At 70.2% G+C, this 21,346-nt stretch carries 17 protein-coding genes and 1 pseudogene; 7 read left to right on the top strand and 11 right to left on the bottom strand.

What is annotated here, in order from left to right:
• Window positions 1-31 precede the first annotated feature (31 nt).
• From ACWD68_RS14985 to ACWD68_RS14955, 7 genes are all read right to left on the bottom strand, one after another.
• Window positions 32-1,057, bottom strand: a complete 1,026-nt coding sequence (locus ACWD68_RS14985; protein ID WP_451806841.1) for a LacI family DNA-binding transcriptional regulator — start codon at window positions 1,055-1,057, stop codon at window positions 32-34.
• A 79-nt stretch (window positions 1,058-1,136) separates the two neighbouring features.
• Complete coding sequence (locus ACWD68_RS14980) at window positions 1,137-2,561, bottom strand: BNR repeat-containing protein (RefSeq protein WP_451806840.1); 1,425 nt, start codon at window positions 2,559-2,561, stop codon at window positions 1,137-1,139.
• Window positions 2,562-2,592: 31 nt separating this feature from the next.
• Entirely contained in the window at window positions 2,593-2,913 is a 321-nt protein-coding gene (locus ACWD68_RS14975) for an L-rhamnose mutarotase (protein ID WP_266764286.1), read from the bottom strand.
• A gap of 87 nt (window positions 2,914-3,000) precedes the next feature.
• On the bottom strand, window positions 3,001-4,086 hold the full coding sequence (gene rhaS, locus ACWD68_RS14970) for a rhamnose ABC transporter substrate-binding protein (RefSeq protein ID WP_451806839.1): 1,086 nt from the start codon (window positions 4,084-4,086) through the stop codon (window positions 3,001-3,003).
• A gap of 35 nt (window positions 4,087-4,121) precedes the next feature.
• Window positions 4,122-5,114 carry an ABC transporter permease gene (locus ACWD68_RS14965; RefSeq protein ID WP_451806838.1) on the bottom strand — a complete coding sequence of 331 codons (993 nt, stop codon included), beginning with the start codon at window positions 5,112-5,114 and terminating at the stop codon, window positions 4,122-4,124.
• Window positions 5,107-6,147, bottom strand: coding sequence for an ABC transporter permease (locus tag ACWD68_RS14960; RefSeq protein WP_451806837.1), 1,041 nt, complete (start codon window positions 6,145-6,147; stop codon window positions 5,107-5,109). The genes ACWD68_RS14965 and ACWD68_RS14960 overlap by 8 nt, the downstream gene beginning before the upstream one ends.
• On the bottom strand, window positions 6,144-7,661 hold the full coding sequence (locus ACWD68_RS14955; RefSeq protein WP_451806836.1) for a sugar ABC transporter ATP-binding protein: 1,518 nt from the start codon (window positions 7,659-7,661) through the stop codon (window positions 6,144-6,146). Before ACWD68_RS14955 ends, ACWD68_RS14960 begins: the two co-directional genes overlap by 4 nt.
• 363 nt (window positions 7,662-8,024) lie before the next feature.
• Between ACWD68_RS14955 and rhaI the strand changes: the two genes are divergently transcribed.
• From rhaI to ACWD68_RS14925, 6 genes are all read left to right on the top strand, one after another.
• Window positions 8,025-9,185: an L-rhamnose isomerase gene (gene rhaI, locus ACWD68_RS14950; RefSeq protein WP_451806835.1), complete on the top strand. Its 1,161-nt coding sequence runs from the start codon at window positions 8,025-8,027 to the stop codon at window positions 9,183-9,185.
• Window positions 9,186-9,481: 296 nt separating this feature from the next.
• Entirely contained in the window at window positions 9,482-11,521 is a 2,040-nt protein-coding gene (locus ACWD68_RS14945; protein WP_451806834.1) for a bifunctional aldolase/short-chain dehydrogenase, read from the top strand.
• A gap of 5 nt (window positions 11,522-11,526) precedes the next feature.
• Window positions 11,527-12,972, top strand: coding sequence for a rhamnulokinase (locus ACWD68_RS14940; RefSeq protein ID WP_451806833.1), 1,446 nt, complete (start codon window positions 11,527-11,529; stop codon window positions 12,970-12,972).
• A gap of 94 nt (window positions 12,973-13,066) precedes the next feature.
• Window positions 13,067-13,822: a (Fe-S)-binding protein gene (locus tag ACWD68_RS14935; RefSeq protein ID WP_451806832.1), complete on the top strand. Its 756-nt coding sequence runs from the start codon at window positions 13,067-13,069 to the stop codon at window positions 13,820-13,822.
• Window positions 13,819-15,297: a LutB/LldF family L-lactate oxidation iron-sulfur protein gene (locus tag ACWD68_RS14930; protein WP_451806831.1), complete on the top strand. Its 1,479-nt coding sequence runs from the start codon at window positions 13,819-13,821 to the stop codon at window positions 15,295-15,297. Before ACWD68_RS14935 ends, ACWD68_RS14930 begins: the two co-directional genes overlap by 4 nt.
• Window positions 15,294-15,974 carry a LutC/YkgG family protein gene (locus ACWD68_RS14925; protein WP_451806830.1) on the top strand — a complete coding sequence of 227 codons (681 nt, stop codon included), beginning with the start codon at window positions 15,294-15,296 and terminating at the stop codon, window positions 15,972-15,974. The genes ACWD68_RS14930 and ACWD68_RS14925 overlap by 4 nt, the downstream gene beginning before the upstream one ends.
• A 50-nt stretch (window positions 15,975-16,024) precedes the next feature.
• Here the strand turns inward: ACWD68_RS14925 and ACWD68_RS14920 are convergent.
• Window positions 16,025-16,228, bottom strand: a pseudogene (locus ACWD68_RS14920) (hypothetical protein); the annotation flags it as partial.
• 383 nt (window positions 16,229-16,611) lie between these two features.
• Window positions 16,612-17,406: a SigB/SigF/SigG family RNA polymerase sigma factor gene (locus tag ACWD68_RS14915; protein ID WP_451806829.1), complete on the bottom strand. Its 795-nt coding sequence runs from the start codon at window positions 17,404-17,406 to the stop codon at window positions 16,612-16,614.
• 555 nt (window positions 17,407-17,961) lie between these two features.
• On the opposite strand from ACWD68_RS14915, the gene ACWD68_RS14910 reads away from it, so the two are divergent.
• The gene (locus ACWD68_RS14910; RefSeq protein WP_451806828.1) at window positions 17,962-19,182 is read left to right on the top strand and encodes a metallophosphoesterase; all 1,221 of its coding nucleotides are present in this window, start codon (window positions 17,962-17,964) and stop codon (window positions 19,180-19,182) included.
• Between the two features lie 214 nt (window positions 19,183-19,396).
• On the opposite strand, the gene ACWD68_RS14905 is transcribed toward ACWD68_RS14910, so the two are convergent.
• On the bottom strand, window positions 19,397-19,801 hold the full coding sequence (locus ACWD68_RS14905) for a hypothetical protein (protein ID WP_451806827.1): 405 nt from the start codon (window positions 19,799-19,801) through the stop codon (window positions 19,397-19,399).
• Complete coding sequence (locus ACWD68_RS14900) at window positions 19,798-20,652, bottom strand: IS5 family transposase (RefSeq protein WP_451806826.1); 855 nt, start codon at window positions 20,650-20,652, stop codon at window positions 19,798-19,800. The genes ACWD68_RS14905 and ACWD68_RS14900 overlap by 4 nt, the downstream gene beginning before the upstream one ends.
• Window positions 20,653-21,346 lie beyond the last annotated feature (694 nt).

Below are 21,346 nucleotides of genomic sequence, written 5' to 3'. Positions count from 1 at the left end.
GCAGGCAGGTGGCGGGGAACTGAACCGCCGCTCAGCGCGCCGCGAGGCTGGAGTGGCGCACCACCAGTTCCGGCTGGAGCACGACGCGCCGGTGTTCGTGCGGTGCGGGCGCGGTCTCGGAGTCGATCTCCTCCAGGAGCAGCTCGGCCGCGAGGGCGCCCATGGTCACGGCGGGCTGGCGCACGGAGGTGAGCGGGACGGCCGCGGCGGCGGCGAACTCGATGTCGTCGTAGCCGACGATCGCGAGGTCGTCGGGGACGCCGACGCCTGCCGCGTACATGGCCTGCAGTACGCCGAGCGCGAGCAGGTCGTTGGCGCAGAAGACGGCGGTGGGGCGCTCGGCGAGGCCGAGGAGCCGGGCGCCGGCGTCGCGCCCGGCGGCCACGTCGAGGCGTTCGGTCGGCAGCTCGCGCAGACTGCCCGGGCCGAGCCCCGCCTCGGCCAGGGCGTTCAGCGCGCCCGTGCGGCGGTCCCTGACCTGGCTGAGGCCGGGCGGACCGCTGACGTACGCGATCGAACGGTGTCCCGCGTCCACGAGGTGCCGGACGGCGAGGGCGCCGCCCGCCACGTCGTCGACCGAGACCGAGCACTCGGTGGTGCCCTCGGCGACCCGGTCGACCAGCACGAACGGGATGCCGTTGCGGCGGAACGCCTCGATGTTGCGCCCGCTCGCGTCGGACGGTGTCAGCAGCACCCCGCGCACCCGCTGCTCGGCGAAGAGCGACAGGTAGTCCGCCTCCTCGCTCGGGCTCTGCGCGCTGTTGCAGACCATCACCCCGAGTCCGGCGTCCCGTGCGGCGCGCTCGGCGCCGCGCGCGACGTCCACGAAGAACGGGTTTCCCATGTCGAGGACGAGAAGCCCCATGATCCGGCTGCTCCCGGCCCGCAGTTGGCGTGCCGACTCGCTGCGCACATAGCCGAGCCGGTCGATGGCGGAGAGGACGCGCGCCCTCGTCTCGGAGGCCACCGAGTCGGGGCGGTTGATCACGTTCGAGACCGTGCCGACGGAGACTCCGGCGGCACGGGCGACGTCCTTGATACCCACCGACTGGGCCATCAGGCGGGAACCTCCAGGAGAAGAACGAGAAGCGGCGGGCAGGCCCTCACATTACCCGCGAGCGGGCCGGAACCAGTGGTCATGAGGGCAGCCGGAAATCGATGACGCGCAGCGCCGAGGGTGTGGTTCCGCTGGACTTCTCCTGGTACATCACGGACAGCGTTCCGTCCTGCGAGACGCGCGTCTCGTCGATCACGACCTCGCCGAAGGCGTTCAGGCCGCTGCCGTCGAACAGGAGCTTCCAGTCGGTGTGTCCGGAGGACTTCGAAGCGCCGGCGATCCGCCCGAACGGCAGGATCGCGTAGGCGTTGTCGTACCGGTCCAGGACCAGCCTGGTGCGCTGGCTGGAGTTCAGCGCGATCGGGATCTCGGTCTTGGTCCAGCCGCCCGAGGCGTTCTTGCGCAGATGGAAGGCCCGGCCGTTGGCCGTGCGGTCCGTCACGTAGTTGGTGGTGCACTGTCCGAAGCGCCCGGGCACATAGCTGATGATCGCGTGCGGGAGGCCCGCCGAGTCGGTGGCCTGGCTCTCCTGGTTCATCAGGGAGTGGTCGGGGTCGAGGGAGTCGACGACGAGTCCGGCGTCGGTGACGGCGACGGTGCCGGAGCCGCCGGTGGTGCCCACGAGGGTCCCCGCGTCGTTGCGCCAGCTGCGGCCCCGGTCGGTGGAGTAGACGTAGCCGGTGTCGTGGTTGGTGATGCCGCCGGCGTTGCACATCACGGCGGCGTTCTGCTCGCGCCAGGTGAAGAAGGAGTGCAGCCGGCCGTTGACGTCGTAGTCGATGCCGTGCAGGTACATGTTGCGGGCCGTGCTGGACCCGTGCGAGCTGGTGTACGTCCCTGTCGAGGCGGACCACTCGCCGAGAGCGGACCAGGCCGAACCGTTGTACTCGGCGAGGGCGTTGCGTCCGTTCCCGGAGACGCCGACGCGGTAGCTGAGCTGGAGTCCGCCGGACGGGGTCGCGACGAACTGCGGGTAGGTGAACTGCGTGGTGAGGGCGAGTCCGTCCAGGGAGGTCCGGACGGTCCCGAGGACGGCCGAGGTCCAGGCCGTCGACGCGGCGTTGTCGAGCAGCCCGGCCACCGATTTCACGTAGAAGAAGCCGTCGCTGTGCGAGTCCATGTTCAGATGCAGCCGGCCGTCGGTCCTGGAGACGCCCATGGAGATGACGTTGTGGGAGTCGCTGCTCTTGAGCTTGTGGGCGAGCGTGACCTTGGACCAGGTGGTGGCGCCGAGCGCGCGGCGGGCGACGACCGCGCTGCGGTCCGCGGTGTACCAGGCCGCGTACTGATAGCCGCGGTAGGTCAACAGGCCGTTCTTCTGGAACGAGTTGTTGTTGACCAGACCGTCATAGGAGACGAAGTAGAGGGCCTGGGAGTCGAGTTGGGTGGTGCCGGACAGGGTGACGGAGGGGCCGGGGTCGGCCGCCCGCGCCGTCCCCGCGGTGAGGGCGGGGCCTGCCACGGCGCCCAGCAGGGCCGTCGTCAGCACGGTGCGTCGTCTCATCTACGGGCTCCTTGATCGGGCTGCGGGCGGGTCAGGCGAGGTGGAACACCTCGGTGAGGGGCTTCATGGCCTCGTCGGGTCTGGCGCCGTCCAGCGATGTGAAGAACGGCGCCATCTCCGCCTGCCAACGGGCATTGACGTCGGTGGCTTCCATGGCGGCCTGCGCGGCCGCGAAGTCCTCGGTCTCCAGGTAACCGACCAGCAGGCCGTCCTCGCGCAGAAAGAGCGAGTAGTTGTGCCAGCCGGTGGCCGAGAGCGCGTCGAGCATCTCGGGCCACACGGCGGCGTGCCGCTCGCGGTACTCGTCGAGGCGGTCCGCACGGACCTTCAGCAGAAAGCACACGCGTTGCATCAATGACCCTCCGGGGCCTGGGAGTCGGGCCGACGAGACGGTCGGAGTGCCGGAACCCGACCGCCAGAACGCCGGAACCCGAGACCGTCAGAAGTCGAACTGGTCGATGTTCTTCGCGTCGAAGACGGTCGGCTTGCCGAGGTTGATGACACCGTCCTTGCCGATGGTGAAGGAGCCCATGTCACCGGCCTTGAAGGTCTCGCCCTCCTTGCCGGTGATCTGCCCCGAGGACAGCGCCACGGCGGTGCGGGCGGCCAGCTCGCCGAGCTTCGCCGGGTCCCACAGCTCGAAGCCCTCGACGGTGCCGTTCTTGACGTACTTGCGCATGTCGTTGGGGGTGCCGAGGCCGGTCAGCTTGACCTTGCCCTTGTACTTGGAACCGGACAGGTACTGCGCGGCCGCCTTGATGCCGACGGTGGTCGGGGAGATGATCCCGGCGAGCTTGGGGTGCTCCTGGAGCAGGCCCTGGGTCTGCTGGAAGGACAGTTGGGCCTCGTCGTTGCCGTAGGCGACCTTGACCAGCTTGATGTCCTTGTACTTGGGGTCCTTCAGCTCCTCCTTCATGAAGTCGATCCAGGTGTTCTGGTTCGTCGCGGTCTGCGCGGCGGACAGGATCGCGATCTCGCCCTTGTAGCCGATCTGCTCCGCGAGCAGCTGGACCTCGGTGCGGCCGAGGTCCTCGGCGCTGGCCTGCGAGACGAACGCGTTGCGGCAGTCGGCCTTGGTGTCGGAGTCGTAGGTGACGACCTTGATCTTGTTCGTCATGGCCTGCTTGAGCGCGGTGCACAGGGCGCCCGGGTCCTGCGCCGAGACCGCCATGGCATCGACCTGCTGCTGGGTGAGGGTGTTGACGTAACTGACCTGGCCGCTGGTGTCGGTGGCGCTGTTGGTGCCGACCTCCTTGTACTTCGAGCCCAGTTCGGTCAGCGCCTTCTCGCCGCCCTTGTCCGCGGAGGTGAAGTACGGGTTGTTGACCGCCTTGGGCAGGAAGCCGACGGTGAGGCCCTTCTTAATGGCCGCGTTCGGGTCTGCCTTGCCGCCGGCGGCGGCGTTGGAGCCGCCCGACTCCTTGACGTCGTCCTTGGTGGTGCCGCCGCAGGCGGATACGGCCAGGGCGAGGGAGGTGACGGCGGCGAGCGCCGCACAGGTGCGGCGGATCGATGACTTGCGCATGGCTGAGGGTTCCTTTACGGGGGTGAGCGGAGCGGTTACGAGATCGGAGTCGAGGCGGCTCTGCGGCCCGCCCTCGCTACGGAGATCTGCCGTGCGACCCGGGGGCCGAGCACGGAGACGACCAGCAGAACGCCGGTGACGACGATCTGCGACTGCGCGGAGACATTGAGGAGGCTCATCACGTTCTGCAGCGCGCCGAGCAGGAAGACTCCCGCGATCGCGCCGCCGAGCGTGCCCTTGCCGCCGTCGAAGTCGATCCCGCCGAGCAGGACGGCGGCCACGACGGAGAGTTCGAGCCCGTTGGCGTTGTCATAGCGGGCGCTGGCGTAGTGCAGGGCCCAGAAGACGCCGGTCAGGGAGGCCATGAGGCCGGTCGCGACGAACAGGAGCAGTTTCTGCCGCTTGACCCGGATGCCGGCGAACCGGGCGGCTTCCTCGTTGGCGCCGATCGCGAACGCGGACCGCCCGAAGGGGGTGGCGTGCAGCACGACGACGGCGACGGCGAGGAGGACCAGGAAGGCCGGGAGGGCCTGCGGGACGAAGGTGTCGCCGATGCGTCCGGCCGCGAAGTCCTGGTACTGGGTGGGGAAGTCGGTGACCGCGTCGGAGCCGAGCACGATCTGCGCGATGCCGCGGTAGGCGGCGAGCGTGCCGATGGTGACGGCGAGGGACGGCAGCCCGAGCCGGGTCACCAGGAGGCCGTTGACCAGCCCGCACACCACACCGAGCAGCAGACAGATCGGGATGATCGTCTCGATCGACATGCCCTGGTTCCACAGGGCGCCCATCACCGAGCCGGAGAGGCCGGCCGTGGAGGCGACGGACAGGTCGATCTCGCCGGCCACCACGAGCAGGGTCATCGGCAGGGCGATCAGCGCGATCGGCAGGGTGTTGCCGATCAGGAACGACAGGTTGAGCGCGTTGCCGAAGCCGTCCACGAAGGAGAAGGAGAAGAGCAGCAGGACGATGAGGAGGGCGCCGACGACCGTGTCCCAGCGGACGGCGCGCGCGAGAGCGGAGTCAGCCATGGCGGGCGTTCCTCTTCTTCAGGGCGGAGGCCACGCGCAGCGCGACGATCCGGTCGACCGCGATGGCGAGGATGAGCAGGATGCCGTTGATGGCGAGCACCCAGACGGAGCTGACGCCGAGCGCGGGCAGCACGCTGTTGATGGAGGTGAGCAGCAGGGCGCCGAGCGCGGCTCCGTAGACGCTGCCCGAGCCGCCGGTGAAGACGACACCGCCGACCACGACCGCGCTGACGACGGTCAGTTCGTAGCCGGTGCCGGTGCCGGAGTCGACGTTGCCGAACCGGGCGAGGTACAGGGCGCCGGCCAGTCCGGCGAGGCCGCCGCAGACGACGTACGCGGTCAGGAGGCGGTTGCGGACCGGGATGCCGGCCAGGCGCGCGGCCTCGGGGTTGGAGCCGAGCGCGTACAGCTCGCGGCCGCTGCCGAAGTGCTTGAGGTAGTACGCGGTGACCACCAGTACGGCCACGGCGATCAGGGCGAGATACGGGACCGCCGAGATGCCGCCGGAGCCGAAGTCGACGAAGCTGCCGGGCAGGTCGGCCGCGGTGATCTGGCGGGAACCGACCCAGATGGAGTCGATGCCGCGGATGATGTAGAGCGTGCCGAGGGTGACGACCAGGGCGGGTACCTGACCGAGACTGACGAGCAGTCCGTTGACCAGTCCGCAGCCGATGCCTAGCAGGACCGCGAGGAGCACCGCGACGACGGGGTTGCCGCCGCCCTGGAGATAGGTGCCGGCCGCGAAGGCGCTGATGCCGAGCGTCGAGCCGACCGACAGGTCGACGTTGCGGGTGATGACGACGAGGGACTGGCCGGTGGCGACCAGCACGAGGATGGTCGCGTTCAGCAGCAGGTCCTTGATGCCCTGCTCGGAGAGGAACTCGCTGTTGCCCATCTGGGTGATGGCGATCATCACCAGGAAGACGGCCAGGATGGCGAGTTCGCGCATCTTGAAGACGCGGTCCACCAGCCGGGTGCCGCTCGACTTGGGCACCTCGGTGGCGGGGGCGGGGGTGGGCGCGGTCACCGTCATGCGGCGGCCCTCCCGGTGGCAGCGGCCATCACGGATTCCTCGGTGGCTTCGGAACGTGGGATCTCGGCGGCGAGCCGGCCCTCGTGCATCACGAGCACGCGGTCGGCCATGCCGAGGATCTCGGGCAGATCGGAGGAGATCATCAGGACGGCGACCCCGTCGGCGGCCAGCTCGCTGAGCAGCCGGTGCACTTCGGCCTTGGTGCCGACGTCGATGCCCCGCGTCGGCTCGTCGACGATCAGCACCTTGGGGCCGGTGGCCAGCCACTTGGCGAGGACGACCTTCTGCTGGTTGCCGCCGGAGAGCGTGGAGACGCTGTCGGCGATCCGGGCGTACTTCACCTGGAGCTTGACCGCCCAGTCGAGGGAGCGGCTGCGCTCGGCGCCGCGGTCCATCAGGCCCGCCCTGACCGTCGTACGCAGCCCGGTCAGGCCGATGTTGCGCTCGATGGACATGTCCATCACCAGGCCCTGGGCGCGCCGGTCCTCGGGGACGAGGGCGAGCCCGGCGGCCATGGCGGTGGAGGGGGCGCCGTTCGTCAGCGCGTGGCCGTCGACCTCCACCTCTCCGGCGTCCCAGCGGTCCACACCGAACACCGAGCGCGCGACCTCCGTGCGTCCGGCGCCGACGAGCCCGGCGAGTCCGACGATCTCGCCGCGCCGGACGTCGAAGGAGACATCGGTGAAGACGCCCTCCCGGGTCAGACGGCGCACGCTCAGGGCGACTTCGCCCGCTTCGACGTCCTGCTTGGGGTAGAGCTCGTCGAGGTCGCGGCCGACCATCCGGCGGACGAGGTCGTCCTCCGTCATGCCCTCGAGCGGCTCGCTGGAGATCAGGGCCCCGTCGCGCAGGGTCGTGACGTGCTGGCAGATCTGGAAGATCTCCTCCAGCCGGTGCGAGATGAACAGCACCGCCGAGCCCTGCTCGCGCAGGGTGCGGACCACGCCGAACAGCCGGGCCACCTCGCTGCCGGTGAGGGCGGCGGTCGGCTCGTCCATGATCAGGACGCGGGCGTCGAAGGAGAGCGCCTTGGCGATCTCGACGATCTGCTGGTCGGCGATGGACAGACCGCGTGCCGGGCGCTCGGGGTCGAGTTCGACACCGAGGCGCTTCATCAGGGCTGCGGTCGCCGCGTGGGTCGCCTTGTGGTCGATGCGGCCGAGCGCCCGCCGGGGCTGACGGCCCATGAAGATGTTCTCGGCGATCGAGAGGTCGGGGAAGAGCGTGGGCTCCTGGTAGATCACCGCGATGCCCGCGTCGCGGGCGTCGGCGGGACCGTGGAAGACGGTGGGTTCGCCGTCCAGCAGCACCTGGCCGGCGTCCGGTCGGTGCACGCCGGCGAGCGTCTTGATGAGGGTCGACTTGCCCGCGCCGTTCTCTCCGGCGAGCGCGTGCACCTCGCCGGGGAACAGTTCCAGGGACACGTCCCGCAGGGCGCGCACGGCGCCGAAGGACTTCGAAAGGTCCTTCAGCGCCAGCACCGGGGCCGGTCCCGTGTCGGACGGGTGGGTCATGAGGGGCTCCTCGACGACGTCGGCGGGACGGCCCCCACAGCGTCGTGAAAGGTTTCAATTGGGTTGCCGGGACGTTAGGCAGGTCACCCAGGTCACGTCAATGGGTTCGTGTCGAAATTCTTCGACGGCCATGTGTCACAACAGGGTCACGGCGAACGGTCCCGGCCGGAGGGGTTGACAGCCCTTCGGGGTGCTCATAGCTTCAGCTCCTGAATCGTTTCAGACGCTGTGGTCAGGAAGCCCGGTGAGCAGCATCGCCGGAAGCCCTGCGGGAAGTCCCTCGGAACCGTCCCGGACAGCCGTCGCGACACGGTTCGGCCCGTTGAAGAAGCCGTTCCCATCCGAAGTCGTAGGAGTCCCGAAGTGACCGAGTTCGCCGCGGTGAAGGCCGCGCTCAAGACCCAGGCCGTCGAGACGCCGTCGTGGGCGTACGGGAACTCGGGAACCCGATTCAAAGTCTTCGCGCAACCGGGCGTGCCCCGGACCCCTCAGGAGAAGCTGGACGACGCCGCCAAGGTGCACGAGTTCACCGGCGCGGCCCCGACCGTCGCGCTGCACATCCCCTGGGACAAGGTCGACGACTACGCGGCGCTGGCGAAGCACGCCGAGGAGCGCGGCGTGAAGCTGGGCGCGATCAACTCCAACACCTTCCAGGACGACGACTACCGGCTCGGCTCCGTCTGCCACCCGGACGCGACCGTGCGCCGCAAGGCCGTCGATCACCTGCTCGAATGCGTCGACATCATGGACGCGACGGGCTCCCAGGACCTGAAGCTGTGGTTCGCCGACGGGACGAACTATCCCGGCCAGGACGACCTCCGTGAGCGCCAGGACCGGCTGGCCGAGGCGCTGGCGCAGGTCTACGCGCGGCTCGGCGACCACCAGCGGATGCTGCTGGAGTACAAGTTCTTCGAGCCCGCCTTCTACGCGACGGACGTCCCCGACTGGGGCACGGCGTACGCGCACTGCCTCAAGCTCGGCCCCAAGGCGCAGGTCGTGGTCGACACCGGGCACCACGCGCCCGGCACCAACATCGAGTTCATCGTCGCCACGCTGCTGCGCGAGGACAAGCTCGGCGCCTTCGACTTCAACTCGCGCTTCTACGCCGACGACGACCTGATGGTGGGCGCGGCCGACCCCTTCCAGCTGTTCCGGATCATGTACGAGGTGATCCGCGGCGGCGGCTTCTCCCCGGACGTCGCGTTCATGCTCGACCAGTGCCACAACATCGAGGCGAAGATCCCGGCGATCATCCGTTCGGTGATGAACGTGCAGGAGGCCACCGCCAAGGCGCTCCTCGTCGACCGCGGCGCGCTCGCGGAGGTCCAGCGGAGCGGGGACGTGCTCGCCGCCAACGCGGTGGTGATGGACGCGTACAACACGGACGTGCGGCCGCTGCTCGCCGAGGTCCGCGCCGAGCTGGGGCTCGACCCCGACCCGGTGGCCGCGTACCACCGGTCCGGCTACGCGGACCGGATCGCCGCCGAGCGGGTCGGGGGCACCCAGGCCGGGTGGGGGGCCTAGCCCCCGTACCGGCCGCCTTCTCCGCCCCCGAGGGGGACTCGGCGGGGCTCCGGCGCCGGTTTCAGCCCCTCTGTCCCGCGAGGCGCGGACCCGGCGAGGCCGAGTGCCGGCCTTCCGTGCCGCGTAAGCCCCGCGAGGCGGGCCGGGGTCCGACCCCCGTGCCGCGTCTGCCCCGCGAGGCGGGCCGGGGACTGCGGGGCGTCCTGGGCTGGTCGCGCAGTTCCCCGCGCCCCTGGCCGGCTGCTCCTCGAGTTCGTCTGCCGTGCACGTACACACTCTCCTTAAGGATCAGGAACATGGCACCCCATCCCGAAGCCGCCGCTCTGCTGGCCCGGTCGCGCCGGCTCGGCGCCGATCCCCGCAACACCAACTACGCGGGCGGCAACACCTCCGCGAAGGGCACCGACACCGACCCCGTGACCGGCGGTGACGTGGAACTGATGTGGGTGAAGGGGTCGGGCGGCGACCTCGGCACGCTCACCGAGGCCGGACTCGCGGTGCTGCGTCTCGACCGGCTCCGGGCGATGACCGAGGTGTACCCGGGCGTCGAGCGCGAGGACGAGATGGTCGCCGCGTTCGACTACTGCCTGCACGGCAAGGGCGGTGCGGCACCGTCCATCGACACGGCGATGCACGGGCTCGTCGACGCCCCGCACGTCGATCATCTGCACCCCGACTCGGGGATCGCGCTCGCCTGCGCGGCGGACGGGGAGAAGCTGACCGCCGAATGCTTCGGCGACAGCGTGGTGTGGGTGCCGTGGCGCCGGCCCGGTTTCCAGCTGGGACTGGACATCGCCGCGGTCAAGGAAGCCAACCCGGACGCCGTGGGCTGTGTCCTGGGCGGCCACGGCATCACCGCCTGGGGCGCCACCGCCGAGGAGTGCGAGCGCAACTCGCTGCACATCATCCGCACCGCCGAGGCCTTTCTCGCCGACCGCGGGAAGCCGGAGCCGCTCGGGCCGGTCGTCGAGGGCTACGAAGCACTGGCCGCGGCGGACCGCCACGAGCGCGCCGCGGCGCTCGCGCCGCACATCCGGGCCATCGCCTCCCAGGACCGTCCGCAGGTCGGCCACTTCACGGACTCCGAGGAGGTGCTGGACTTCCTCGCCCGCGCCGAGCACCCGAGGCTCGCGGCGCTCGGCACCTCGTGCCCGGACCACTTCCTGCGCACCAAGGTCAGGCCGCTCGTCCTCGACCTGCCGCCCGCCTCCTCCCTCGACGACGCGATCGCCCGGCTCGGGGAACTGCACGCCGAGTACCGCGTGGAGTACGCGGCCTACTACGAACGGCACGCACTGCCCGACTCCCCCGCGATGCGCGGCGCGGACCCGGCGATCGTGCTGGTCCCCGGGGTCGGCATGTTCTCCTTCGGCAAGGACAAGCAGACGGCGCGCGTGGCGGGAGAGTTCTACGTCAACGCGATCAACGTGATGCGGGGCGCCGAGGCCGTCTCGACGTACGCGCCGATCGAGGAGTCGGAGAAGTTCCGCATCGAGTACTGGGCTCTCGAGGAGGCCAAGCTCCAGCGGATGCCGAAGCCCAAGCCGCTCGCCACGCGGGTGGCCCTGGTGACGGGTGCGGGAAGCGGGATCGGCAGGGCGATCGCCGAACGGCTGGTCGCCGAGGGCGCGTGCGTCGTGATCGCGGACCTGAACGCCGAGGGCGCCGCCGCGGTCGCCGCCGAACTCGGCGGTCCCGACAAGGCCGTCGCCGTCACCGTGGACGTCACCTCCGAGGAGCAGATCGCCGATGCCTTCGCGACGGCGGCGCTGGCCTTCGGCGGTGTCGACCTGGTGGTCAACAACGCGGGCATCTCCATCTCCAAGCCGCTCCTGGAGACCACCGCGAAGGACTGGGACCTCCAGCACGACATCATGGCCCGCGGCTCCTTCCTCGTCTCGCGCGAGGCGGCCCGGATGATGATCGCGCAGCGACTGGGCGGCGACATCGTCTACATCGCGTCCAAGAACGCGGTCTTCGCCGGCCCCAACAACATCGCCTACTCCGCGACCAAGGCCGACCAGGCGCATCAAGTACGGTTGCTGGCTGCCGAGTTGGGCGAACACGGCATCCGGGTCAACGGCGTCAACCCCGACGGGGTCGTGCGCGGCTCGGGCATCTTCGCGGGCGGCTGGGGCGCGCAGCGGGCGGCGACGTACGGCATCGAGGAGGAGAAGCTCGGCGAGTTCTACGCCCAGCGGACCATCCTCAAGCGGGAGGTGCTGCCGGAACATGTCGCGAACGCCGTCTTCGCGCTGACGGGCGGGGACCTGACGCACACCACGGGACTGCACGTCCCGGTCGACGCCGGCGTCGCCGCCGCGTTCCTGCGATGACGTCGATGAGCGCCACGCACACCTACGCCGCGGTCGACCTCGGCGCGTCCAGCGGACGCGTCATGGTCGGCCACGTCGGCCCGGACACGCTGGAGTTGACCGAGGCGCACCGATTCCCGAACCGGCCGGTCCGGCTCCCCGAGGGGCTGCGCTGGGACATCCTGGCGCTGTACGCGGGGGTCCTGGACGGACTGCGCGCGGCCGGGCAGGTCGACTCCGTCGGCATCGACAGCTGGGCGGTGGACTACGGCCTGCTGGACGCGGACGGAGCGCTGCTCGGCAATCCGGTGCACTACCGCGACGCCCGCACCGAGGGCGTCGCGGAGAAGGTGTGGGCGAGTGTGCCCGCCGCCGAGCTGTACGCGGCGACGGGGCTGCAGTACGCGCCCTTCAACACCCTGTACCAGCTGACGGCCGCCCGCTCCTCCGGCCAACTGGCGTCCGCACAGCGCCTGTTGCTGATCCCGGATTTGCTGTCCCACTGGCTCACGGGCGAGGCGGGCACCGAGCTGACCAACGCCTCCACCACCCAGCTGATCGATCCGAGGACCCGCGACTGGTCGTACGGCCTCGCGGAGCGGCTCGGTATCGACCTCGGACTGTTCGCCCCGCTGCGCCGCCCCGGCGACCCGGCCGGGACGCTGCTGCCGCGTGTGCTGGAGGAGACCGGGATGACCGGCCCGGTGCCGGTGACGACGGTCGGTTCGCACGACACCGCCTCGGCCGTGGCCGCCGTCCCCGCCACCGGGGAGCGGTTCGCGTACATCTGCACCGGCACCTGGTCCCTGGCGGGCCTGGAGCTGGACGCTCCCGTACTCACCGAGGCGAGCCGGGCCGCCAACTTCACCAATGAGCTGGGCCTGGACGGCACGGTCCGCTATCTGCGCAACATCATGGGCCTGTGGCTGCTCCAGGAGTGCATGCGCGAGTGGGGCCACCCCGACCTCGGTGAACTCCTCACGGCCGCCGCGAAGGTGGCGCCGCTGCGCTCCGTCGTGGACGCGGGCGACCCGGCTTTCCTCGCGCCGGGCCGGATGCCGTCGCGGCTCGCGGACGCCTGCCGGAACTCGGGGCAACCGGTGCCCGGATCCCGTGCCGAGATCACCCGCTGCATCCTCGACTCCCTCGCGCTCGCCCACCGCCGCGCGATCGAGGAGGCGCAGTCCCTCGCCGACCATCCGGTCGACGTCGTGCACATCGTCGGCGGCGGCACCCGCAACGAGCTGCTGTGCCGGCTCACCGCCGACGCCTGCGGGCTGCCGGTCGTGGCGGGCCCGGCGGAGGCCGCCGCGCTCGGCAACGTCCTCGTCCAGGCGCGGGCGCACCGACTGGTCGGCGAACGCGCCGAGATGCGCGGTCTCGTGGCGCGCACGCAGCCGCTCCGCCGCTACGAGCCGCGGGGCGACACCGCGGCGTGGCGCGCGGCCGAGGCGCGGCTCGGCGCGCGGTGATACCCGGCCTGTTCGGCGGGCGCGCGCTGCCTCCCTCGTCGCGCGCCCGCCGCGTACCCTGCACCCATCCGATGATCGAGACCAAGGAGCTGCGATGCGTGTCGCACTGTTCCTGACCTGTGTCAACGACACGCTGTATCCGGAAACCGGCCGCGCCGTGGTGATACTGCTGACCAGACTGGGTGTCGACGTCGATTTCCCGATGGGGCAGACCTGCTGCGGGCAGGCGCACTACAACACCGGGTACCGCCATGAGGCCGAGCCGCTCGCCCGGCATTTCTCCGATGTATTCGGGGACTACGAGGCGATCGTGACGCCGTCCGGATCGTGCGGGGCGATGGTGCGGGAGCTGTATCCGCGGATGGGCGAGCGGGCCCGCGCGGAGGGGCGCGGCGACACCCTGGCCCGGACCCTGGCACCGGTCGTGCCGAAGACGTACGAGCTCACGGAGTTCCTCGTCGACGTCCTCGGTGTGACGGATGTCGGCGCGTACTACCCGCACACGGTGACCTATCACCCCACCTGTCACGGCCTGCGCAGCCTGGGCCTCGGTGACCGGCCGCGCCGGCTGCTCCAGGCCGTCGAGGGACTCGAGCTGCGCGAGCTGCCCGGCGCCGACGAGTGCTGCGGCTTCGGCGGGACGTTCGCCGTCAAGAACTCCGACGTCTCCGCGGCGATGGGTGCCGACAAGGTGCGCAACGCCGAGTCGACGGGCGCCGAGGTGCTGTGTGCCGCCGACAACTCGTGCCTGATGCACATCGGCGGCACGATGGGCCGCCTCAGGACGGACATGCGGCCGGTGCACATCGCGGAGATCCTGGCGAGCACGGAAGAGGAGCCGAGCGCATGAGCGGAACGTTCGTCGGTATGCCGGCCTTCCCGAAGGCGGCGCACGAGTCCGTGCACAACGCCACCCTGCGCGGCAATCTGCGCCACGCCACCCACACCATCCGCGACAAGCGCGCCAAGGCCGTGGCCGAGGTGTCCGACTGGGCGGCGCTGCGCGACGCCGGCAAACAGATCAAGGACCACACGCTCCGTCATCTAGACCGCTATCTGGTGCAGTTGGAGGAGGCGGTGACCGCGGCCGGTGGAGTCGTGCACTGGGCCGCCGACGCCGAGGAGGCCAACCGGATCGTCACGGCCCTGGTGAAGGCGACCGGCGAGAGCGAGGTCGTCAAGGTCAAGTCGATGGCCACCCAGGAGATCGGCCTCAACGAGGCACTGGAGGCCGAGGGCATCCACGCGTACGAGACCGATCTCGCCGAACTCATCGTGCAGTTGGGCAAGGACCGGCCGTCGCACATCCTCGTCCCCGCGATCCACCGCAACCGCGGCGAGATCCGTGACATCTTCGTCCGCGAGATGGGCGCATGGGGCCGCCCGGCGCCCGAGGGACTCACCGACACGCCCGCCGAGCTGGCCGAGGCGGCGCGCCTGCACCTGCGCGAGAAGTTCCTGCGCGCCAAGGTCGGCATCTCCGGCGCCAACTTCATGGTCGCCGAGACAGGCACCCTCGTCGTCGTCGAGTCCGAGGGCAACGGCCGCATGTGCCTGACACTCCCCGAGACCCTGATCTCGGTCGTCGGCATCGAGAAGATCGTGCCGAGCTGGCGGGACCTGGAGGTGTTCCTGCAGACCCTGCCCCGCTCCTCCACTGCCGAGCGCATGAACCCGTACACCTCGACCTGGACGGGCACCACGGACGAGGACGGCCCCCAGGCCTTCCATCTGGTCCTGCTGGACAACGGCCGTACCGACACGCTCGCCGACGAGGTCGGCCGCCAGGCGCTGCGCTGCATCCGCTGCTCGGCCTGCCTCAACGTCTGCCCGGTGTACGAGCGGGCGGGTGGCCACGCCTACGGTTCGGTCTACCCGGGCCCGATCGGCGCCATCCTCAGCCCTCAACTGCGGGGCACCGGCAGCGAGATCGACGCCTCCCTCCCGTACGCCTCGTCGTTGTGCGGCGCCTGCTACGAGGTCTGCCCGGTCGCCATCGACATCCCGGAAGTCCTCGTCCATCTGCGCGAGCGGATCGCGCAGGGCGGCCGGGCGACGCGGGAGGGCAACACGGTCGTCCTCAAGCCGGCCAAGGGGCACGCCGCCGAGCGGGCGGCGATGCGCGCGGCGCGCTGGGCGTTCAGCCATCCCGGCGCGCTGCGCACCGGGCAGCGGCTGGCGTCCCGGACCCGCCGCTTCCACCCGCGGACCCTGCCGGGCCCCGGCCGGGCGTGGAGCGAGACCCGTGATCTGCCCGCGGTTCCGGCGGAGTCCTTCCGCGACTGGTGGCAGCGCACGCGGGGCGGAAAGGACGCGACGAAGTGAGCAGCAGGGATCTGATCCTCGGCCGGGTGCGGCGGGCCCTCGCCGACGTACCCCCGGACGACACTCCCCCCGTGCCTGAACGCCCTGGGAGGGACTCCCGGTACGAGCAGGCCGTCGACCGGAGATACCTGCGCGAGCACGGCGCGCGCGATGTCGCCGAGACGGTGGATCTGCTCGCGGAGAACCTGGCGGACTACCGGGCGATCGTGCACCGCGCCACCGACGAGGAGCTGCCGTACCTCGTCATGCGGCTGCTCGCCGAACGCGGGCCCCAGTACGTGCTCGTGCCTCCGGGGCTCCCGCCGGAGTGGATGTCGGCGGCGGACCCCACCCGGGTCCACGACCGTGCCGTGAGCACGCCCCGCGAGCTCGACAAGGTGGGGAGTGTGGTGACCGGCTGCGCCCTCGCCATCGCCGAGACCGGCACGATCGTCCTCGACGGCGGCCCGGACCAGGGCCGCCGCCGGATCACCCTGATCCCGGACCATCACATCTGCGTGGTCCGGGTTCCCGACCAGGTGGTGGCGTCCGTACCGCAGGCCATGGAGCGCCTCGATCCGGCGCGCCCGCTGACCTGGATCTCCGGCCCCTCCGCCACCAGCGACATCGAGCTGGACCGGGTCGAGGGGGTGCACGGTCCGCGCACCCTGGAGGTGGTACTGGTGAGCGCGGAGTGACGGGCCCGGTCAGCGTGAGTCCGTGATCCGGTTCGAGCAGGTCAGCAAGCGCTACCCGGACGGTACGACGGCCGTGGATCCGTGAGCAGCAGCCGGAGGGGCCCGTAGCCCATGCCGCGGACCGCCTGCCGGGGCTCCTCGGGCACGGCGCGCAGCCCCGCGAGGATGTTCCGTACGAGGAGGGTCAGCGAGTACAGATACGCGCCGCAGATCCACTCGTTGCGCGCGAGGCAGTCGTCCGGGGGCGCGGTCACGCGTCCGTTGCACCGGGCGGGCCGCGCGTTGTGGTGACCCGTACGGGGTGGCGCGGGATGCGTCGCGCGCCACGGATCGGTGAGGATCGGTGCCGGATGACGCGCTCGACATGTACGAGCCACGCGGTTTCCCGCTGTCCGCCCACCGGTCCGTGAGCCGCGCGGTCCGGTCCCTCGGCCGCTCGGGGACCAAGAGCAGCACATCCGTGGGGCGAGAGGTGTTTGGAACGAGCCGACCTCGGTAGTGCGAACAGTGGCGGCACACCGCCCAACCGTTCCCGGGAGGGTTCGGCAGTGAGCTCGCCCCCCGGCCGCCCGGGCCGAGGAGAAGGGCCCGGGCGGCCGGGCGAGCACTCCCCGCTCTCCCGCGCCGCGCGACCGCGCTACACGCTGTCGGCCAGTGCCTGTTCGCGCACCGTGTCGCAGGAGGTGCTGATCAGCCGCGACACGTGCATCTGCGAGATGCCGAGTTCCTCGGCGATGCGGCTCTGCGTCATTCCACGGAAGAACCGCAGGTAGAGGATGGTTCGCTCACGCTCGGACAGTCCGCCGAGCAGCGGCTTCACGGCTTCGCGGTCGACGACCAGGTCGAAGCCCGCGTCGGGCTCGCCCAGGGCGTCGGCCAGCGCGTAGCCGCCGTCGACGCCGGGCTGCTCGGCGTCCAGTGAGAGGGCCGCACAGCAGTCCAGTGCCTCCAGAGCGGTACGTACGTCGTCCTCGTCGAGGTGCGCGCAGGCGGCGATCTCGGCGACGGTGGGGCGACGGCCCGGCACAGTCTGGGACAGTTCCGTGAGCGCGGCGCGCACCTGGTTGCGCAGGTCCTGGACGCGGCGCGGTACATGCAGGATCCACATGTGGTCGCGGAAGTGACGCTTGATCTCGCCCGTGATGGTCGGGATCGCGTAGCTCTCGAAGGCGTGTCCCCGGTCGGGGTCGTACCGGTCGACGGCCTTGACCAGGCCGAGCGCCGCCACCTGGACGAGGTCCTCGACGGATTCGCCCCGGCCGCGGAACCGGCCAGCGATGCGTTGCGCCATGGGCAGCCAGGACCGGACGATCTCGTCGCGCAGCGCCCTGCGCTCGGGGCCGTCGGGCAGCCCGGCGAGCCGGGCGAAGGCCGGGTCGGTGTCGGGGGCGTCGTCGTGCGGGTGCCGCTTCGTTCTGACCGGGACGCTCATGGCTCTCACGTATCCCTCAGGAGGTGCCGTGTGGACAGTCACCATGGGAGGGCGCGCTGACGGCCGACAGGAGACGGTCGCGGTCCGGTGCACCCGGATCCCACGGGCGTGCCTCCTGTCCGAAGCACTGACAGATCATCTACCCCGTATCAACATACGCAAACGAATTCGTGAATCAGATCACGCATGGCTATCGGCCGACCCTGGAGCGCGACGACGCCCCGCGAGCCGGGCGCTCCCGACGTGTCGGCGGAATCACGGCGCCGACGGCTGCGGAGCACGAGAGAATCCGACGGTGCCCGAAGACAGTCACCGTCCTGACCGACGTCTCGCGCTACGTCCGCCAGGAGATCGACGCGTTCCTCTCGGCACCACCCGGGGAGGATGCCTGACACCCTCCGAGCTCACCCCCAAAGAATGCCGGGCGACCAGGTCTTGCCATCCCGCAGAGAACCCTTCGCCGCAAGGGGCCCGCATCCATGAACGCCCGTCCGGCCAGCCCGAAGACGACCGGATACAGTGCGCGAGACGGCAGCCTCGTCAGAGAGGGGAAGTGTGACCGACACCAGCAACACCCGACCCGCCGACAGTGAAGTGCAAGCGCCGCGGCAGAGCCGACTGCACCGCCTGATGCGCTACATCCCCCTGATCGCCCCCGTCCTGCTGTGGGCCGTGCCCTGCTGGGTGCTCCTGCACACCGGCCAGCACTGGTCGCTGCCCGTCACGCTGGTGGGCACCGCTCTGTTCGCCCTCGGCCTCATTGGTATGCCGCTCGCGATGGCGCGCGGACACGGCCGGCGCCAGCGGGACCGGGCGGCGATCGTCGGTGACACCCTGCTGGGCGCCAGCTGGGTTCTGTTCACCTGGTCCGTTCTGCTCGGCGTCCTCTTGCGGCTCGCCCTGACCATGGCAGGCGTCGACGAGAGTCAGGACCGGGCCCGAATCGTCACCTGGGCCGTCCTCGGCGTAACCGCCGTACTACTCGCCTGGGGGTACGCCGAGGCCCGCCGCGTGCCACGCGTGCGCCGACTCGACCTACAACTCCCGCGACTGGGTGCCGGGTTGGACGGCCTCCGCATCGTCCTCATCACCGACACCCACTACGGCCCACTCGATCGCGCTCGATGGTCGGCACGGGTATGCGAGACGGTGAACACCCTGGAGGCCGACCTTGTCTGCCACACCGGCGACATCGCGGACGGCACTGCCGAACGCCGCCGCGCCCAGGCCGTTCCACTCGGTACCGTGCGGGCCACCCGGGCCCGTGTATACGTCACCGGCAACCACGAGTACTACAGCGAGGCCCAGGGCTGGGTCGACCTGATGGACGAGCTGGGCTGGGAGCCGCTGCGCAACCGCCATCTGCTGCTCGAACGCGGAGGCGACACCCTCGTGGTCGCCGGCGTGGATGACGTCACCGCCGAGTCCTCCGGCCTGGCAGGCCACCGCGCCCACCTCGCCGGAGCTTTGAACGGCGCCGACCCCGACCTACCCGTCCTGCTCTTGGCACACCAGCCCAAGTTCGTCGACCGGGCGGCAGCCGACGGCATCGACCTCCAGCTCTCCGGCCACACCCACGGCGGCCAGATCTGGCCCTTCCACCACCTGGTCCGCATCGACCAGCCCGCCCTCGCCGGCCTTAGCCACCACGGCACCCGCACCCTCCTCTACACCAGCCGCGGCACCGGCTTCTGGGGCCCGCCGTTCCGCGTCTTCGCCCCCAGCGAGATCACCCTGCTCGTGCTCCGCTCCCCGCACCTGCCCACCTCGCCGTAGCACTGGGCGGGCCAACACATCCGCTTGGAGCCGTCCACGAGCTGAGGGTGCGGCGTCGACAAATGACCAGGCTCGTCTCGCTGAGGACTGGATCCGGACCGTTCCCGGGCCGACGGCTCCAACGAGCCACACGTGGCCACGTCTTACGCAGGTCAGCGACGCGTGACGCCTATACCACCAGCAGACGAAGAACATTCTTTGTTCTTAGAGGGCGTTAAGTCCGTTTCTGGTAGCGGCCGCGTCCGGGTTGTTCGAGGAGTCCTTGGCGGACGAGTCGTCCCAGGCGGGAGCGGGTGACGTTGATCGAGGGCTCGTCGGTGGGCAGGCCGAGGTGCTCGTGCAGATCGCGGACGTGGAACACCTTCCCGGGGTGCTCGTTGAACGTGGTGACGATGCGCTGGTAGACGGTGGCGGTGGCGGTCTGTGCGAGGGTCGTTGCATGGTCGGGAGGGGTGAGGCCGTCGATGACCTTGCGGGTGGCGGCGAGCTCGGCCAGGCGGGCTTCGGTCCCGGCGAGGGCGGTGGTGAGCTGCTCGATCTGCTCACGCAGGTTGCCGGCTCGTTGGGCGCTCTCATCGTGTTCGGTCTGCAGCAGCCGCAGGAGTTCGTGGACGTTCACGCGGCCAGCTCCACGTCGTCCCGCCAGTTGGGGGCAGGGGTGGTGAGGCGGCGGAGCATGCCGGCGGTGGAGGCCCAGTAGATGCGGGAAGCCGCGTTGTCGGGCCGGTGGTCGTAGTCACGGGCGAGGCGCCGGTGCAGCATGCGGGTGCCGTTGACCTGCTCGACCACCCACCGCTTCGGTTGCGGCACGAAGCCCCTGGCTATGTCGTCGGGGTTGCGCCGGACCACCTCGACGGTGATGTCCTTCACTGCCCCGTGGATGATCACGGCGTCCTTGAACCCCTGGTCGACCAGGACCTTCTCCAGGCGCATCCCGCATCGTTCGGCCGCCTGGTCCAGCAGGGCGATGCCGGCCTCGTTGTCGTGCGCGCTCGCGGCCAGGACCACCACACCGATGATCAGGCCCAGCACGTCGACGGCGAGTCCCCGCTTCCTGCCGGGCGTCTTCTTGTTCGCGTCCAGTCCCGTCGTCTCCTTCGGCACCCCGGCCGCCGCGCGGACGGACTGGGTATCGATGATCACCAGGGACGGGTCCTCTAATCGTCTGGACCGCTCCCGCACCTGGCAGCGCAGGATCTCCTGGATCCGCTGGTCAAGGCCGTCCTGGCGCCACAGCGTGAAGTAGTAGAACACCGCCGACCAGGCCGGGAGGTCGTGCGGCAGCAGCCGCCACTGACAACCCGTCCGATTCTGATAAAGCAGCGCGTTCACGACCTCACGCAGATCGCAGGATCCCGGGTCCCCGGTCGCCGACCGCGCCACCCGCTCCTGCTTCCACGCGGTGACCAGCGGCTCGATCAACACCCACTGCGCGTCGGACAAGTCGGTTGCGTACGGCATCCGTTCCATACTCGCGACCCCATCATGCACACGACATGATGCGAGCGTGGAACCGTCCCATCACCCACGAACGGGTGACGCCACATCATCAGGAACGGGACTTAACGTCCTCTGAGGCCGACAGGGAATTTCCGCCAGGGATGTGCTTGATCTGAGGCCCATTACCGCTTCGTCGACCGTTGTTGGAGCTCCTTGGAAATGACTCTGTCCGCGGGTCTGTGAAGCGGCCAGGTGACGTTATCCGAGGTTCTCCGGCACTGGTTGCTTGCTGCCCTAGCCCACCGCCGCTTGCCTTACCTGCCGCCCGAGGGCGTAGTCGTATGTCTGCGCCCTCGTCGGTAGGGGAGCTCCGATCGGTGGGCATGTTGGTCAGGAGGCCGCTTCCTCCGTCAGCGCGTTCACGTTGTCCCGTGTCACCTTCACTGCGAGGCGGCGGCCTCTCCGAGGGGCGGGTCCATGGAATCGTGCTCGATGCCCTCTCTTGCAAGGCACTGGAGCAGTTCGGGTCTTTACATGGGCGGATCCGCCAACAGCGTCGGGCACTCATGGACATTACGGCAGAATGAGCCCCACGAACATCCGACTGCGAGTGGCGCGCCAGAGGTGACCAGTGGGGGATACGGCCGATGGAGAAAGCCCTGCGGCAGGCTGGGAAGCCATCGATGACAACCATCCTCTTGCGGCACCACCTGCGAGGATCGCT

This window comes from Streptomyces sp. NPDC005141 (assembly GCF_053599975.1).
The sequence above is the reverse complement of the archived record's forward strand: the minus strand, read 5'-3'. Positions and strand labels throughout refer to the sequence as shown.